12 protein-coding genes are annotated in these 15,223 nt (G+C 70.0%); 6 read left to right on the plus strand and 6 right to left on the minus strand.

What is annotated here, in order from left to right; all coding sequences use genetic code 11:
* Positions 1-6: 6 nt before the first annotated feature.
* Positions 7-837: a Cgl0159 family (beta/alpha)8-fold protein gene (locus ABT147_RS27065; protein WP_502983169.1), complete on the minus strand. Its 831-nt coding sequence runs from the start codon at positions 835-837 to the stop codon at positions 7-9.
* Between the two features lie 101 nt (positions 838-938).
* Complete coding sequence (iolC, locus tag ABT147_RS27070) at positions 939-1,889, minus strand: 5-dehydro-2-deoxygluconokinase (protein WP_351410658.1); 951 nt, start codon at positions 1,887-1,889, stop codon at positions 939-941.
* Between the two features lie 137 nt (positions 1,890-2,026).
* Between iolC and ABT147_RS27075 the strand changes: the two genes are divergently transcribed.
* The 3 genes from ABT147_RS27075 to ABT147_RS27085 all read left to right on the plus strand — a co-directional run bounded on the left by ABT147_RS27075 (position 2,027) and on the right by ABT147_RS27085 (position 4,167).
* Positions 2,027-2,944 (plus strand): sugar phosphate isomerase/epimerase family protein, encoded by a 918-nt coding sequence (locus ABT147_RS27075; protein ID WP_351410661.1) that lies wholly within the window; start codon positions 2,027-2,029, stop codon positions 2,942-2,944.
* Between the two features lie 351 nt (positions 2,945-3,295).
* Entirely contained in the window at positions 3,296-3,493 is a 198-nt protein-coding gene (locus tag ABT147_RS27080) for a helix-turn-helix transcriptional regulator (protein WP_329897224.1), read from the plus strand.
* 83 nt (positions 3,494-3,576) lie between these two features.
* Positions 3,577-4,167, plus strand: a complete 591-nt coding sequence (locus ABT147_RS27085; RefSeq protein WP_351410663.1) for a GNAT family N-acetyltransferase — start codon at positions 3,577-3,579, stop codon at positions 4,165-4,167.
* Here ABT147_RS27085 and ABT147_RS27090 read toward each other — a convergent pair.
* Together ABT147_RS27090 and ABT147_RS27095 are read right to left on the minus strand one after the other, a co-directional pair.
* On the minus strand, positions 4,148-5,197 hold the full coding sequence (locus ABT147_RS27090; RefSeq protein ID WP_351410665.1) for a zinc-dependent alcohol dehydrogenase family protein: 1,050 nt from the start codon (positions 5,195-5,197) through the stop codon (positions 4,148-4,150). The two genes, ABT147_RS27085 and ABT147_RS27090, sit on opposite strands and share 20 nt — an antisense overlap.
* A 67-nt stretch (positions 5,198-5,264) precedes the next feature.
* On the minus strand, positions 5,265-7,526 hold the full coding sequence (locus tag ABT147_RS27095) for an MMPL family transporter (protein ID WP_351410667.1): 2,262 nt from the start codon (positions 7,524-7,526) through the stop codon (positions 5,265-5,267).
* 174 nt (positions 7,527-7,700) lie between these two features.
* On the opposite strand from ABT147_RS27095, the gene ABT147_RS27100 reads away from it, so the two are divergent.
* From ABT147_RS27100 to ABT147_RS27110, 3 genes are all read left to right on the plus strand, one after another.
* Positions 7,701-8,375 (plus strand): TetR family transcriptional regulator, encoded by a 675-nt coding sequence (locus tag ABT147_RS27100; RefSeq protein WP_351410669.1) that lies wholly within the window; start codon positions 7,701-7,703, stop codon positions 8,373-8,375.
* Positions 8,376-8,518: 143 nt separating this feature from the next.
* The gene (locus tag ABT147_RS27105; RefSeq protein WP_351410671.1) at positions 8,519-8,758 is read left to right on the plus strand and encodes a heavy-metal-associated domain-containing protein; all 240 of its coding nucleotides are present in this window, start codon (positions 8,519-8,521) and stop codon (positions 8,756-8,758) included.
* Between the two features lie 19 nt (positions 8,759-8,777).
* On the plus strand, positions 8,778-11,033 hold the full coding sequence (locus tag ABT147_RS27110) for a heavy metal translocating P-type ATPase (RefSeq protein ID WP_351410674.1): 2,256 nt from the start codon (positions 8,778-8,780) through the stop codon (positions 11,031-11,033).
* 766 nt (positions 11,034-11,799) lie between these two features.
* Here ABT147_RS27110 and ABT147_RS27115 read toward each other — a convergent pair.
* Positions 11,800-13,089: a citrate synthase gene (locus ABT147_RS27115; RefSeq protein ID WP_060884628.1), complete on the minus strand. Its 1,290-nt coding sequence runs from the start codon at positions 13,087-13,089 to the stop codon at positions 11,800-11,802.
* A 274-nt stretch (positions 13,090-13,363) separates the two neighbouring features.
* A partial coding sequence (gene recD2, locus ABT147_RS27120; RefSeq protein WP_351410676.1) for an SF1B family DNA helicase RecD2 occupies positions 13,364-15,223 on the minus strand: 1,860 nt, incomplete at its 5' end.

Genomic DNA, 15,223 nt, shown 5'->3' on the forward strand with positions numbered 1-15,223 from the left:
CGGCCCTCACAACAGTCCGACGGCGGTGTCCACGGCGGCGGTCACGTCGTCGTCCGCCGGGTAGAGCAACGAACGGCCGACCACCAGGCCCTGCACGGTGGGCAGTTGCAGCGCGCCGCGCCACTTCTCGTACGCGCCCTCCTGGTCCTCGCCGACATCGCCGCCGAGCAGGACGGCGGGCAGCGTGGAGGTCTCCATCACGCGGGCCATGTCGTCCGGGTTCTCGGTGACGGGCACCTTCAGCCAGGTGTACGCCGAACTGCCGCCGAGCCCGGCCGCTATGGCGATCGACTTGGTGACGGCGTCGGCGCTCAGATCATTCTTGACCTTGCCGGTGGCCGGGTCGCGGCGGCTGATGAACGGCTCGACGAACACGGGGAGCCGCCGCTCGGCCATGGCGTCCACGGCACGGGCGGTGGACTCCAGGGTGGTGAGGGAGCCCGGGTCGTCGTAGTCGACGCGCAGCAGGAGCTTGCCGGCGTCGAAGCCGAGGCGCTGCATGTCCTCGGGGCGGTGGCCGGTGAAACGGTCGTCGAGTTCGAAGCTGGCGCCGGCCAGGCCGCCCCGGTTCATCGAGCCCATGACGACCTTGTTGTCGAGGGCGCCGAGGAGGAGCAGGTCGTCGAGGATGTCGGCGGTCGCGAGCACGCCGTCCACGCCGGGGCGGGACAGGGCGAGGCACAGTCGTTCGAGGAGGTCGGCGCGGTTCGCCATGGCGAGTTTGCGGTCGCCGACGGAGAGGGCGCCGCGGGCCGGGTGGTCGGCGGCGACGATCATCAGCCGGCCGGAGTCGCCGATCAGCGGGCGCCGGGTGCGGCGGGCGGCGGCCTCGGCGATGGCCTCGGGGTGGTGGACCCGGGTGCGGACGAGTGCGGAGACGTCGACCGGGCAGACCGGGCCGAGGGGGCTCGCGCCGTCGGTCGTGGGGTGCTTGGGGGTCACAGGACCGCTCCCGCCGCGACGGCCGTCTCGATCTCTTCCACCGTGGGCATCGCCGAGGAGCATTCCAGGCGGGAGGCGACGATGGCGCCGGCCGCGTTGGCGTGCCGCATGATCTTCTCCAGGTCCCAGCCTTCGAGCAGGCCGTGGCAGAGGGAGCCGCCGAAGGCGTCACCGGCGCCGAGGCCGTTGAGGACGTTCACCGGCAGCGGCGGGACCTCGGCGGACTCGCCCTTGCTGTTGACCGCGAGGACACCCTTGGGCCCCTGCTTGACGACCGCGAGTTCGACCCCGGCGTCGAGCAGCGCGCGGGCGGCGGCCCGCGGCTCGCGGACCCCGGTGGCGACCTCGACCTCGTCGAGGTTGCCGACCGCGACGGTGGTGTGCCGCAGGGCCTCCTCGTAGAAGGGGCGGGCCTCGGCCGGGTCGGTCCAGAACATGGGACGCCAGTCGAGGTCGAAGACCGTCGTCCCGGCCTTGGCCCGGTGGGCGAGGGCCGCGAGCGTCGCCGTACGGCTGGGCTCCTCGCTCAGACCGGTGCCGGTCACCCAGAAGATCCGGGTCCCGGCGATGGCGTCGAGGTCCAGCTCGTGGGCGTCGATCTCCAGGTCCGGGGCCTTGGGGCGGCGGTAGAAGTACAGCGGGAAGTCGTCCGGCGGGAAGACCTCGCAGAAGGTGATCGGGGTCGCCAGGCCCGGGACCGGGGTGACCCAGCGGTCGTCCACGCCGAAGTCGCGCAGCGCCTGGTGGAGGTACTCGCCGAAGGGATCCTCACCCGTACGGGTGATGACGGCGGTGGAGCGGCCGAGGCGGGACGCGGCCACCGCGACATTCGTGGCCGATCCGCCGAGGAACTTCCCGAAGGACGTCACCTGCGGCAGCGGGACCCCCGTCTGCAACGGGTAGAGGTCCACACCGATCCGCCCCATGGTGATCAGGTCGTACGCCATCGAGTTCCCTTCACGCGCCGGGTCCGTCCGCCGGGTCCGTCAAGGTCTAGCCCCGCCGGAGCGGCCCTGTCAATACTTTGTCCAGACATTCGGACTACCTATTGACACCCTCAGCTCCGAGGCTGAAGCTGACTCCCATGACGTCGTTGTCACCTCAGTCCTCACTCTCGCGCATCCGAGTCGGCTCGGCGCCCGACTCCTGGGGCGTCTGGTTCCCCGACGACCCCCAGCAGGTCCCCTGGCAGCGCTTCCTCGACGAGGTCGCCGCTTCCGGCTACGAGTGGATCGAGCTGGGCCCGTACGGCTATCTGCCGACCGACCCGGCGGTCCTCGCCGAGGAGACCGCCAAGCGCGGTCTGAAAGTGTCGGCCGGCACCGTGTTCACCGGTCTGCACCACGGCCCGGACGTCTGGGAGAAGACCTGGGCGCACGTGGCCGACAACGCGGTCCTCGCGCAGGCCATGGGCGCCAAGCATCTCGTCGTCATCCCGTCGTTCTGGCGGGACGACAAGACGGGCAAGGTGCTGGAGTCCAGCGAGCTGACCGTCGAACAGTGGCGGCACCTCACCCAGCTCACCGAGCGGCTCGGGCGGGAGGTGCGGGAGAAGTACGGCCTCCAGATCGTCGTCCACCCGCACGCCGACACCCATATCGACAGCGAGGAGAACGTCGTCCGCTTCCTGGACGGCACGGACTCGTCGGTGGTGTCGCTGTGCCTGGACACCGGGCACTACGCGTACTGCGGCGGCGACAGCGTCAAGCTGATCGAGACCTACGGGGAGCGGATCGGATATCTGCACCTCAAGCAGGTCGACCCCGAGATCCTGGCCGATGTGCGGGCGAACGAGATTCCGTTCGGGCCGGCTGTGGCCAGGGGCGTGATGTGTGAACCGCCCAAGGGTGTGCCCGAGTTGGGGCCGGTGCTGGCTGCCGCGCAGAAGCTGGATGTGGATCTGTTCGCGATCGTCGAGCAGGACATGTATCCGTGTGAGCCGGACAAGCCGTTGCCGATCGCTCAGCGGACTCGGGCGTTCCTGAGGTCCTGCGGGGCGTAGCGGTTGTAGTGGTCGCAGCGGTTGGTGTGCCCGGAAGGGGTGGGGCTGCGGGGCGTTCGAGGCTGCGGGTTCGTCGTGGCTGGTCGCGCAGTTCCCCGCGCCCCTGAAGGGCGCGCTGCCGTTGTGCCGAGTTTCGAGGCGCTCTCGTTCGTCGCTCGTGTCACAAAAGACCCCTTCCTGTCACGTGTGTCACGTGTATGCGGGTCTTCCGTCACATGTCGCCTTCCGGCCCTTGCCGGTGATCACCGGGTGTCGTTCTCCGGACACAGGCTTGTGATCGCCAGCGCAGTGCCCGGCTCCCCCGACGGTCCTTCCGGCCGCCGCCGTGGTGCGCGCAGGGAGGTGCCACTGATGACCGACCGACGCCTCTGGTCGTACAAGGACATCGCGGCGCACATCCGTGTGCAGCCCGACACCGTCCGCTCGTACCGCAAACACGGGCTGCTGCCGCCGCCGGACCAGGTGGAGAACGGCAAGCCCTACTGGTACGCCGACACCATCCGTGCCTGGGTCGCCTCCAGACCGGGCAACCGGCGCAAGGTCGAGTGAGCGGCCGACCCCGCACCTCGTTCCCTCCCCCGCTCTTCGTTTATTCACTTGTCCCCGGGTCCCGCGCTGTCGAGGATCCGGGGATGAGTTTTTCCGTGAAACCCGTACTCACCGGCGAGAGGGCCGTGCTGCGGCCGTTCACCGAGGACGACGTGCCCGTGATGGCGCGGATCCTGGCCGACCCGGAGGTCCTGCGGCTCACCGGGAGTCCGGCCGAGGAGTTCGAACCGGAACGCCTGCGCGCCTGGTACGGCAGCCGCAACGACCAGACCGATCGGCTCGACCTCGGCATCGTGGACCGGGCCGGCGGTGAGCTGGTCGGGGAGGCCGTGCTCAACGAATGGGACGAGGCCAACCGCAACTGCTGCTTCCGGATCCTGATCGGGCCCGGTGGACGGAACAAGGGGCTGGGCACGGAGGCCGTGCGGCTGACGGTGGGGCATGCCTTCGAGGGGCTCGGGCTGCACCGGGTGTCGTTGTACGTCTTCAGCCACAACCCCCGGGCCCGGCGCGCCTACGAGAAGGCCGGGTTCGTGGCCGAGGGGGTCGAGCGGCAGACGCTGTGGCAGGGCGGGGAGTGGATCGACGCGGTGCGGATGTCGGTGCTCGCGCCGGAGTGGGCCGTCCATCGGGGGTATCCCGACGGTGGGGGTGTCAGCTCCACGGTTCTATGACCGTCACTCCGCTGCCGGGTGCCGTGCCCATCGCCGCGAGGGCGGCGGGGGCCGCGTCCAGGGGGATCGTCGAGGTCACCAGGAGGTCGGGACGCAGGACGCCCGCCCGGACCAGCTCCAGCATCTGGGGGTAGGCGTGGGCCGCCATGCCGTGGCTGCCCAGGAGTTCGAGCTCCAGGGCGATGGCCCGGGCCATGGGGACGGGGGTGGTGCCGGTCTCGGACGGGAGCAGGCCCACCTGGATGTGGCGGCCCCGGCGGCGGAGGCTGTTGACCGAGGCCGCGCAGGTGATCGGGGAGCCCAGGGCGTCGAGGGAGAGGTGGGCTCCGCCCGCGCCGCCGGTGAGGTCGCGTACCGCTTCGGCGGTGTCCGTGACGGCCGAGGCGTCCACGCATGCCGTCGCGCCGAACTCGCGGGCCAGGTCCAGGGCCTGGGGCGATACGTCCACGGCGATCACGCGGGCTCCGGAGGCCGCCGCGATCATCACCGCCGACAGGCCCACCCCGCCGCAGCCGTGGACCGCCACCCACTCCCCCGCCGCGACGCGGCCCTGCGCGACGACCGCGCGGAACGCCGTGGCGAAGCGGCAGCCCAGTGCGGCCGCCGTGCCGTACGACAGCTCGTCCGGCAGCGCCACCAGGTTCACGTCGGCGTGGTCCAGGGCGACGTACTGCGCGAACGAGCCCCAGTGGGTGAAGCCCGGCTGGGTCTGGCGCTCGCAGACCTGGTGGTCTCCGGCCGCGCAGGCGGGGCAGGTGCCGCAGGCGCAGACGAAGGGGACGGTGACTCGGTCGCCGGGCTGCCAAGCGGTCACCGCCGTGCCGGTCGCCTCCACGACTCCGGCCAGTTCGTGGCCGGGGACGTGGGGGAGCCGGATGTCGGGGTCGTGGCCCTGCCAGCCGTGCCAGTCGCTGCGGCAGAGGCCGGTGGCTTCCACTCGTACGACCACTCCGTGGGGGGTGGGGGTGGGGGGCTCGACGTCCTTCACCGTGGCCGGCTCTCCGAATCGCTCGAACACGACTGCGCGCATGTCCCCACCTTTCGATTGCGGGCCGGTGATCGCTGTTGGGGCCCCGGTCAGCATCGCATCCGGCGGGTCAGGATCCTGAGTGGCTGGAGACCCGCTCCGGTTCCGGCTTCGTCTCGGGGCCCGGCTCCGTCGCCGGCTTCGTCTCCCCCTCGCTCAGGCCGAACCTCTCGTGGAACCTTCTCAGCGGGGCCGGGGCCCACCAGGTCGCTCGGCCCGTCAGGCGCATGACCGCGGGGACCAGGAGGCTGCGGATGACCATGGCGTCCATGAGGACGGCCAGGGCTATGCCGAGGCCGAGCATCTTGGTGTTGGTGACGCGGGAGGTGCCTATGGCGATCATGACGACGGCGAGGATGACGGCGGCGGCGGTGATGAGGCCGCCGGTGCGCTGGAGGCCGAAGCGGACGGAGGCCGTGTGGTCGCCGGTGTGGTCGTACTCCTCCTTGATGCGGGAGAGCAGGAAGACGCCGTAGTCCATGGAGAGGCCGAAGGCCACGCAGAACATCAGAACCGGGAGGGTGGTCTCTATCGAGCCGGGGCTGGTGAAGGCGAGGAGGCCGGAGAGGTGGCCGTCCTGGAAGACCCAGACCAGCGCGCCGAACATCGCGGTGAGGCTGAGGGCGTTCAGCAGGACCGCCTGGAGGGGGATCAGGACGCTTCCGGTGAGGAGGAAGACCAGGATGAGGGTGACGATCGCTATGAAGGACAGGGCCCAGGGGAGGCCGTCCCCTATCGCCGCCTTCGTGTCGACCAGGACCGCCGCCGTGCCCGTCACCGAGGTGTCGAAGGGGGCGTCCAGCGTCCGGATGTCGTCCACCAGCCCCTGCGCGCCCTCGTCCACCGCCTCGCCCTTCGGCTGCACGGTGAAGTAGGCCCAGTCGCCCTTGACCAGGGGCCCGTCCACGCGGAGCACCTCGGGCAGGTCCGCGAGCCGCTCCTTGTAGGCGGCGTACTCGGACTCCGACGCCTTGCCTTCCGCCAGGACCTCCAGGCCGCCACCGGGGGTGCCGGGGAAGCCCTCGCGGAGGTGCTGCTGGACGACGTGGGACTCGGCGGTCGAGGGGAGTTGGCGGTCGTCGGCCGTGCCAAACTTCACGCCCAGGAAGGGGAGGCCGAGGAGGATCAGGCCTGCGGTGGTGGCGACGGCGAAGTAGGGGGCGCGGCGCATGACGAGGGATGCCATACGGCCCCAGGCCGCGCCCTCCTCCACGGTCTCCGCACTCTTCTCCGCGGCCGGGGAGCCGGGCCGGGGTCCGGCGGGCCTGCGGCGCCTGAACAGCTTGCGCAGGTCCCAGGCGTTGACGCGGTCGCCCAGGAGGACCAGGGCCGCGGGAAGGAGGATCAGGGCCGCCGCCGCGGCCAGGAGGACCACCGCTATGCCGGCGTAGGCGAAGGACTTCAGGAAGTACTGCGGGAAGACCATCATCGCGGCCAGGGAGACGGCGACCGTGAGGGCGGAAAAGAGGACCGTGCGGCCGGCGGTGCGCAGGGTGGTGGCGACGGCCGTCAGGGAGTCGGCGCCGGTGGACAGTTCCTCGCGGAAGCGGCGCACGATGAACAGGGCGTAGTCGATCGCCAGGCCCAGGCCCATGGCCGTGGTGAGGTTCAGGGCGAAGACCGAGACATCGGTGACCTCGGTGAGGCCGCGCAGGATCGCGTTGGTGCCGAGGATCGCGACGATGCCCACGCCCAGCGGCAGCAGGGCGGCGACCGCGCTGCCGAAGACCATGACCAGCAGGACGAGGGTCACCGGCAGGGCGATCATCTCGGCCCGCAGCAGGTCCTCCTGGATGATCGTCTGCATCTCGTGGCGCACGGCGAGGATGCCGCCGACCTTGACCTCGACGGGGCCGTGCGTGCCGCGCAGCTCGGGGGCGATGCGGTCCAGGGTCTTGTTCACCGCTGTGTCGTCGCCGGTGAGGCGGGCCGCTATCAGGGCCTCCTTGCCGTCCTCCGCGCGCAGGGCCGGGGCGCTGGTCGTCCAGTAGGAGCCGACGCCGGTGACGCCCTTCTCGGCGGCGAGCCGCTCGGTCAGCCTCTTCGCCTCGGCGGCGACGGCCGGGTCGTCGACCGAGGCGTCGCCCGCGTCGACCAGCAGCAGAAAGTTCGGATTGGAGTCGGGGAACTCGCGCTCCAGGGCCTTGGTCGCGTACGTGGACTGGGCGGCCGGGTCCTCCCAGCCTCCGCTGCCGAGGCGGTCGGCGACATCGCTGCCCGCCACGACCGCGAGGGCGGTGAGCACCAGGGCCACGAGCAGGGAGAGCCGGGGGCGGGCGGTCACGAACCGGGTCCAGCCTCCCACTCGGGGTGGCCGGTTGACTTCGGTCATGGTGCGGTGTCCCCTTCACTCTGATCCGTCGCCACGATCCGTGCCGCGCTCGGCCAGGCAGCACGGAAGCACCGCGCCATACACTGGCGAACACGAGAGATCGCTCGCGTTTCACCAGAATGCGAGCGCCCACTCGTGTTTGTCAATCACGTCCGGAAAGCTGGGGATAACCGCGTGCCCGTGAACCAGGAGAAGGAGAAGGAGCAGCCGCGCCGCCGCCAGGCCCGCGGTGAGCGTCGTATCGCCCAGCTCCTCGAAGCCGCGGCCTCGGTGTTCTGCTCGACCGGGTACGCCGCCGCCAGCACGAACGCCATCGCCCGCGAGGCGGGGGTCTCGCCGGGCACGCTGTACCAGTTCTTCCCGAACAAGGAAGCGATCGCGATCGAGCTGAGCGAGCGGCTCATGCGGGAGATGCGCGAGACGTACGGCGAGGCGCTGGCACCGGTGGCTCCGGCGACCCCGCTGGAGGAGGCCGTCGCCGCCGCCGTCGACCGTTTCATCGACTTCAACTTCCGGCACCCGGTGGTCTTCACGCTGATGCACGGCCCGGACGTCCCCGGCCGGATCGCCGAGCAGCACGACGCCCTGCACGCGGCCCTGGTCACCCGGATCGAGGTGCTGCTCACCTCCTACCTGCCCGACACCCCGGCCGCCGATCTCACCCGTACCGCACACGTCTGCGTGGCCATGTACAAGGCCGGCCTGGAGCTGGTGCTCGCCCGCGAGGGCGCGGAGCGCGACGCGTACGTGCAGGAGCTGAAGAACGTTCTGCTGCGCTATCTCGAACCCCTGGTGGGCGACTGCCCGCCCGTCGGCACTTCGAGCACCCCCCGGACCCCGGCACCCTGACCTGCCCCGACCCTGACCTGCCCCGACCCGGCCCGTCCGGACCCCTCTTGGATTCATACCCCTAGGGGGTATAAGGTGGACGCGTTGAAGGGTTACTCGAACCCCATGCGTCCCCGAACGCACCCCCGACGAGGAGTAACGACATGACCGCCCAGACCGACACCCAGGGTTCCGTCACCGCCGTCTACAAGGTGAGCGGAATGAGCTGCGGCCACTGCGAAGGCGCCGTTTCGGGAGAGATCACCCAGCTCGCCGACGTCTCCTCCGTGAAGGCCGTCGCCTCCACCGGCGAGGTCACCGTGGTCTCGGCCGCCCCGCTCGACGAGGAGGCCGTACGCGCCGCTGTCGACGAGGCGGGCTTCGAGCTGGTCGGCAAGGTCTGACACCGACACGGGCAAGGACATGACGAGCACCACCGCAGTGGCCCCCATAGGCGACCCCGTCCACGAGGTCGAGCTGACCATCGGCGGGATGACCTGCGCCTCCTGCGCGGCCCGCGTCGAGAAGAAGCTCAACCGCCTGGACGGGGTCACCGCCTCGGTGAACTACGCGACGGAGAAGGCGAAGGTCACCTACCCCTCGGGGACGGAGATCGCCGACCTGATCGCCACCGTGGTGAAGACGGGCTACACGGCCGAGGAACCACCGCCCCCGGCTCCCCCGGAGGCCGAGCGCGAGGAGCCCTCCCGGGAGGCGGACCCCGAACTGGCCTCCCTGCGGCAGCGGCTCACCGTCTCGGCGCTGCTCGCCGCCCCCGTGATCCTCATGTCCATGATCCCCGCCCTGCAGTTCGACAACTGGCAGTGGCTGTCGCTGACGCTCGCCGCGCCGGTCGTCGTGTGGGGCGGGCTGCCCTTCCACCGGGCCGCGTTCACCAACCTCCGGCACGGCGCGGCCACCATGGACACGCTCGTCTCGGTCGGCACGCTCGCCGCCTTCGGCTGGTCCCTGTGGGCCCTGTTCCGGGGCCACGCGGGCATGCCGGGTATGCGGCACGGCTTCGAGTTCACCGTGTCCCGTACGGCCGGCTCGTCGACGATCTATCTCGAAGTGGCCGCCGGGGTCGTCGCGTTCATCCTGCTGGGCCGCTATCTGGAGGCCCGCTCCAAGCGTCGCGCGGGCGCCGCGCTCAAGGCGCTGCTGAAGCTGGGCGCCAAGGACGTCTCGGTGCTCCGGCAGGGGCGGGAGGTACGGATCCCGGTCGGCCGACTGGCCGTGGGGGACCGTTTCGTCGTACGGCCCGGGGAGAAGTTCGCCACCGACGGCACCGTCGTCGAGGGCGTCTCCGCCGTCGACGCGTCCATGCTGACCGGCGAGTCCGTGCCGGTGGACGTGACGGTCGGGGACGGCGTCACCGGCGCGACCGTGAACGCCGGGGGCCGGCTCGTCGTCGAGGCGACCCGGATCGGCGCGGACACACAGCTGGCCCGGATGGCACGGCTGGTGGAGGACGCGCAGAACGGCAAGGCGGAGGTGCAGCGGCTCGCCGACCGGATCTCGGCGGTGTTCGTGCCCGTCGTCATCCTGATCGCGGTCGCCACCTTCGGCGCCTGGCTCGGCCTCACGGACGACACCACCGCCGCCTTCACGGCGGCCGTCGCGGTGCTGATCATCGCCTGCCCGTGCGCGCTCGGCCTCGCCACACCCACGGCCCTGATGGTCGGCACGGGCCGGGGCGCCCAGCTCGGCATCCTCATCAAGGGCCCCGAGGTCCTGGAGTCCACCCGCCGCGTCGACACGGTCGTCCTGGACAAGACCGGCACGGTCACCACCGGCCGGATGACGCTCCAGAAGGTGTACGCCGCCGAGGGCGTCACCGAGGAGGAGGTCCTGCGTCTCGCGGGCGCCGTCGAGCACGCCTCCGAACATCCGGTCGGCCGGGCCGTCGCCGCGGGCGCCGAGGACCGCGTCGACACACTGCCGCCCGTCGAACGCTTCGAGAACCTGCCCGGGAAGGGCGTACGCGGCCATGTGGAGGGCTACGACGTCCAGGTGGGCCGGATCCTCGACGGCCCGCTCCCCGAGGCCCTGAAGAGCGTCAAGGCGGCGGCCGAGGACGAGGGGCACACGGCGGTCGTGGTCGTCCGCGACGGCACGGCACTCGGTGTCGTCACGGTCGCCGACACGATCAAGGAGACCAGCGCCGAGGCCGTACGGCGGCTGCGGGCGCTCGGCCTCACCCCGATGCTGCTGACCGGGGACAACGAGCGGGTCGCGCGGTCCGTTGCCACGGCGGTCGGCATCTCCCCCGAGCACGTGATCGCCGAGGTGCTGCCCGAGGACAAGGTCGACGTCGTACGGCGGCTCCGGAGCGAGGGCCGTACGGTCGCGATGGTCGGCGACGGGGTCAACGACGCGGCGGCGCTCGCGGTGGCCGACCTGGGGCTCGCGATGGGCACGGGGACGGACGCGGCGATCGAAGCGGGCGATCTGACACTCGTCCGCGGGGACCTGCGGGTGGCCGCCGACGCCATCCGGCTGTCGCGGCGGACGCTGTCCACGATCAAGGGCAATCTGGCCTGGGCCTTCGGATACAACCTGGCCGCGCTGCCGCTGGCCGCCGCCGGACTGCTCAACCCGATGATCGCTGGGGCGGCTATGGCCTTTTCGTCCGTTTTCGTGGTAACGAACAGCTTGCGACTCAGGACATTTTCATGACCGTCGGGCAAAAGTCCCTCTAGAGTCCGGAAGCAGCCTCACATAAGCTCTTCACAAGGCTCGCGCATCATCCTTACGCTGGGGCCTCGATCACCGAATCGGGTCTCTTGCGTATCTTCAGGACATAGAGCAAGAGACGCAGATCACAGTGATGTGAACGTAACCATCGAAGGGGTTCGTGAGTCTAAGTTGGCGATGTCAGAAGCGTCTTGGGGGGCGTGACTGGCATCTGGGGATGTCTTGGGGGACGTTCCCGGAATTGCGTTGCCGGGGCACGTGCACCGGGGAGCTTTGAGCGGCCCTCCCGTACGTACGCGTCCCGGCAGACCGCACACCGCCACAGCAGAACAGACACATACAGGTAGGACGAGTTCTGCTCGTTCAGCTCAGCGATTCAGGCGCTGTGCCCACCAGACGCCCGGCCGGATCCCGTGGGGGGAATCCGCACCGGGACATGGGAAGGCGCCCTGCTCGCCGGCCCGTGGGGGGACCAGCGTTGCAGGGCGCCTTCTCCCTATTTTGTTGAGGCTCGGTTCGCCTCCGGGGCGCCTGAGCCTGTGTCGAGACGGCGATCGCGCTCGACCCTTCGAGCCTCCGCGCTCCCCCACTCTCGGCTTCGCTCGAGCGGGAGGGACCCCCATGCCGTCTCGACACAGGCGCGCCCCTTCGGCTCACTCGCCGTAAGGCGCCCTCTTCTGTAGGCGGACACGCAGTGGGCCCGTACGGACGGCTCTCCGTACGGGCCCCTTTGCTACAGGTACTCGGCTCAGCGGGCCTCGACCGGAACGAAGTCGCGCTCGACGACCCCGGTGTAGATCTGACGCGGGCGGCCGATGCGGGAGCCCGGCTCCTTGATCATCTCGTGCCACTGGGCGATCCAGCCCGGGAGGCGGCCGAGGGCGAAGAGGACCGTGAACATCTCGGTCGGGAAGCCCATGGCGCGGTAGATCAGCCCCGTGTAGAAGTCCACGTTCGGGTAGAGGTTGCGCGAGACGAAGTAGTCGTCGGAGAGCGCGTGCTCCTCCAGCTTCAGCGCGATGTCCAGCAGCTCGTCGGACTTGCCGAGGGCCGAGAGGACGTCGTGCGCGGCGGCCTTGATGATCTTGGCGCGCGGGTCGAAGGACTTGTACACCCGGTGGCCGAAGCCCATCAGGCGGACGCCGTCCTCCTTGTTCTTCACCTTGCGGATGAAGGAGTCGACATCGCCGCCGTTGGCCTGGATGCCCTCCAGCATCTCCAGGACGGACTGGTTGGCGCCGCCGTGCAGCGGGCCCCAGAGCGCGGAGATACCAGCGGAGATCGAGGCGAACATGTTCGCCTGCGAGGAGCCCACCAGACGGACCGTGGAGGTCGAACAGTTCTGCTCGTGGTCCGCGTGCAGGATCAGCAGCTTGTCGAGCGCGGAGACGACGACCGGGTCGAGGTCGTACTCCTGGGCCGGGACCGAGAAGGTCATGCGCAGGAAGTTCTCGACGTAACCGAGGTCGTTGCGCGGGTAGACGAACGGGTGACCGATCGACTTCTTGTACGCGTACGCCGCGATGGTCGGCAGCTTGGCGAGCAGGCGGATCGTGGAGAGGTTGCGCTGCCGCTCGTCGAACGGGTTGTGGCTGTCCTGGTAGAACGTCGACAGGGCGCTGACCACGGAGGACAGCATCGCCATCGGGTGGGCGTCCCGGGGGAAGCCCCGGTAGAAGTTCTTGACGTCCTCGTGCAGCAGGGTGTGCTGCGTGATCTCGTTCTGGAACGTGGAGAGCTCGTCGACGGTCGGAAGCTCACCGTTGATGAGCAGGTACGCCACCTCAAGGAAGGTGGAGCGCTCGGCCAGCTGCTCGATCGGGTAGCCGCGGTAGCGCAGGATGCCCTGCTCGCCGTCGAGATAGGTGACGGCGGATTTATAAGCAGCGGTGTTGCCGTAGCCGCTGTCCAGGGTGACCAGACCGGTCTGGGCCCGGAGCTTCCCGATGTCGAAGCCCTTGTCGCCGACGGTGCTGTCGATCACCGGGTAGGTGTACTCGCCGTCGCCGTACCGCAGTACTACAGAGTTGTCGCTCACGTCATCCCTCACCGACGTAGTGCCTCATCTTCGAGGTGCCCTGACTGTCTCTACCATCCCCCAATTGGCTCTGGTGAGTGCACTCGGGGTCGACCATCGGGCCCATCGGCGGCACTGAGTGCCGCCAACTTGTTCATCCTGCCCCCTCCGTCCACCATCTGGAAGGGCTGTGTGACCTTTACGACTCATTTGATCGATCAAATTTCACTCACGGGGCGACGGGCCTTCACGAGAGGTACGCGCGACGGTCGCCGCCCGGCAGTGCCCGGGTTCCTCACAGTGGCCGTGGCGCGAGCCGGAAGTCGAGGGCCGTGCACCTGCGGCCCGCCGAGACCGTGCGGACCGCCTGGCCGATCGCCTTGCGGGAGCCGACGAGGACGACGAGCTTCTTCGCCCTGGTCACGGCCGTATACAAAAGGTTGCGCTGGAGCATCATCCAGGCTCCCGTGGTGACCGGGATCACCACGGCCGGGTACTCGCTGCCCTGGGACCGGTGGATCGTCACCGCGTAGGCGTGCGCCAGCTCGTCCAGTTCGTCGAACTCGTAGCCGACCTCCTCGTCCTCGTCCGTCAGGACCGTCAGCCGCTGGTCGACCGGGTCGAGCGCGGTGACGACGCCGACGGTGCCGTTGAAGACGCCGTTCTCGCCCTTCTCGTAATTGTTGCGAATCTGGGTGACCTTGTCGCCGACGCGGAAGACCCGGCCGCCGAAACGCTTCTCGGGCAGGTCGGGGCGGGCCGGCGTGATGGCCTGCTGGAGCAGCCCGTTGAGGTTGCCGGCGCCCGCCGGGCCCCGGTGCATGGGCGCCAACACCTGGACGTCCCGGCGCGGGTCGAGCCCGAACTTGGCCGGAATACGACGGGCCGCCACGTCGACCGTGAGCCGCCCGGCCTCCTCCGTGTCGTCCTCGACGAAGAGGAAGAAGTCCTTCATGTTGTCGGTGACCGGGTGCTGCCCGGAGTTGATCCGGTGCGCGTTGGTCACCACGCCGGACTGCTGGGCCTGGCGGAAGACCTTGGTGAGCCGGACCGCCGGGATCGGGCTGCCGTCGGCCAGGAGGTCACGGAGCACCTCGCCGGCGCCGACGCTGGGGAGTTGGTCGACGTCACCGACGAAGAGCAGATGCGCCCCCGGGGGCACCGCCTTCACCAGCTTGTTGGCGAGGAGGAGGTCCAGCATGGAGGCCTCGTCGACGACCACCAGATCGGCGTCCAGGGGGCGGTCCTTGTCGTACGCCGCGTCGCCGCCGGGCTTCAGCTCCAGCAGGCGGTGGACGGTGGAGGCGTCGGCGCCGGTCAGCTCGGAGAGGCGTTTGGCGGCGCGGCCGGTGGGGGCGGCGAGCACGACCTTCGCCTTCTTCGCGCGGGCCAGTTCGACGATCGAGCGGACCGTGAAGGACTTGCCGCAGCCGGGGCCGCCGGTGAGCACGGCCACCTTCTCGGTCAGCGCGAGGCGTACGGCCGCCTCCTGCTCCGGCGCCAGCTCCGCGCCCGTACGCCCCCTCAGCCACGCCAGCGCCTTGTCCCAGGCCACGTCGTGGAAGCCGGGCATCCGGTCCTCGCCGGTGCGCAGGAGACGCAGGAGCTGGGCGGAGAGGGAGAGTTCGGCGCGGTGGAAGGGGACGAGGTAGATGGCGGTGACCGGGTCGTCGTGCTCACCGTTCGGCCCGGGGACCTTCTCCCGTACGACGCCGGGGTCGCCCGAGTCCTCGTCCGGCAGGGCGAGTTCGGCCAGGCATTCGATGACCAGGCCCGTGTCGACCTGGAGGAGCTTGACCGCGTCGGCGATCAGCCGCTCCTCCGGGAGGTAGCAGTTGCCCTGGTCGGTCGCCTGCGAAAGGGCGTACTGCAGGCCCGCCTTGACGCGCTCCGGGCTGTCGTGCGGGATGCCGACGGACTGGGCGATCTTGTCGGCGGTGAGGAAGCCGATGCCCCAGACGTCGGAGGCGAGGCGGTACGGCTGGTTCTTCACGACCCCGATCGAGGCGTCGCCGTACTTCTTGTAGATGCGCACGGCGATGGACGTGGACACCTCGACCGTCTGGAGGAAGAGCATGACCTCCTTGATCGCCTTCTGCTCCTCCCAGGCGTCGGCGATCTTCTTGGTCCGCTTGGGACCGAGACCGGGGACCTC

Origin of the sequence: Streptomyces sp. NPDC001868 (assembly GCF_040297125.1) — a bacterium.
Taxonomy (GTDB): Bacteria; Actinomycetota; Actinomycetes; order Streptomycetales; family Streptomycetaceae; genus Streptomyces.

Bases quoted from the DNA above. Each gene is read 5' to 3' on its own strand.
- iolC (WP_351410658.1), bottom strand. From the start codon at position 1,889: ATGGCGTACGACCTGATCACCATGGGGCGGATCGGTGTGGACCTCTAC.
- ABT147_RS27090 (WP_351410665.1), bottom strand. From the start codon at position 5,197: ATGCGCGCAGTCGTGTTCGAGCGATTCGGAGAGCCGGCCACGGTGAAG.
- ABT147_RS27110 (WP_351410674.1), top strand. From the start codon at position 8,778: ATGACGAGCACCACCGCAGTGGCCCCCATAGGCGACCCCGTCCACGAG.
- ABT147_RS27085 (WP_351410663.1), top strand. From the start codon at position 3,577: ATGAGTTTTTCCGTGAAACCCGTACTCACCGGCGAGAGGGCCGTGCTG.
- ABT147_RS27075 (WP_351410661.1), top strand. From the start codon at position 2,027: ATGACGTCGTTGTCACCTCAGTCCTCACTCTCGCGCATCCGAGTCGGC.
- ABT147_RS27105 (WP_351410671.1), top strand. From the start codon at position 8,519: ATGACCGCCCAGACCGACACCCAGGGTTCCGTCACCGCCGTCTACAAG.
- ABT147_RS27080 (WP_329897224.1), top strand. From the start codon at position 3,296: ATGACCGACCGACGCCTCTGGTCGTACAAGGACATCGCGGCGCACATC.
- ABT147_RS27095 (WP_351410667.1), bottom strand. From the start codon at position 7,526: ATGACCGAAGTCAACCGGCCACCCCGAGTGGGAGGCTGGACCCGGTTC.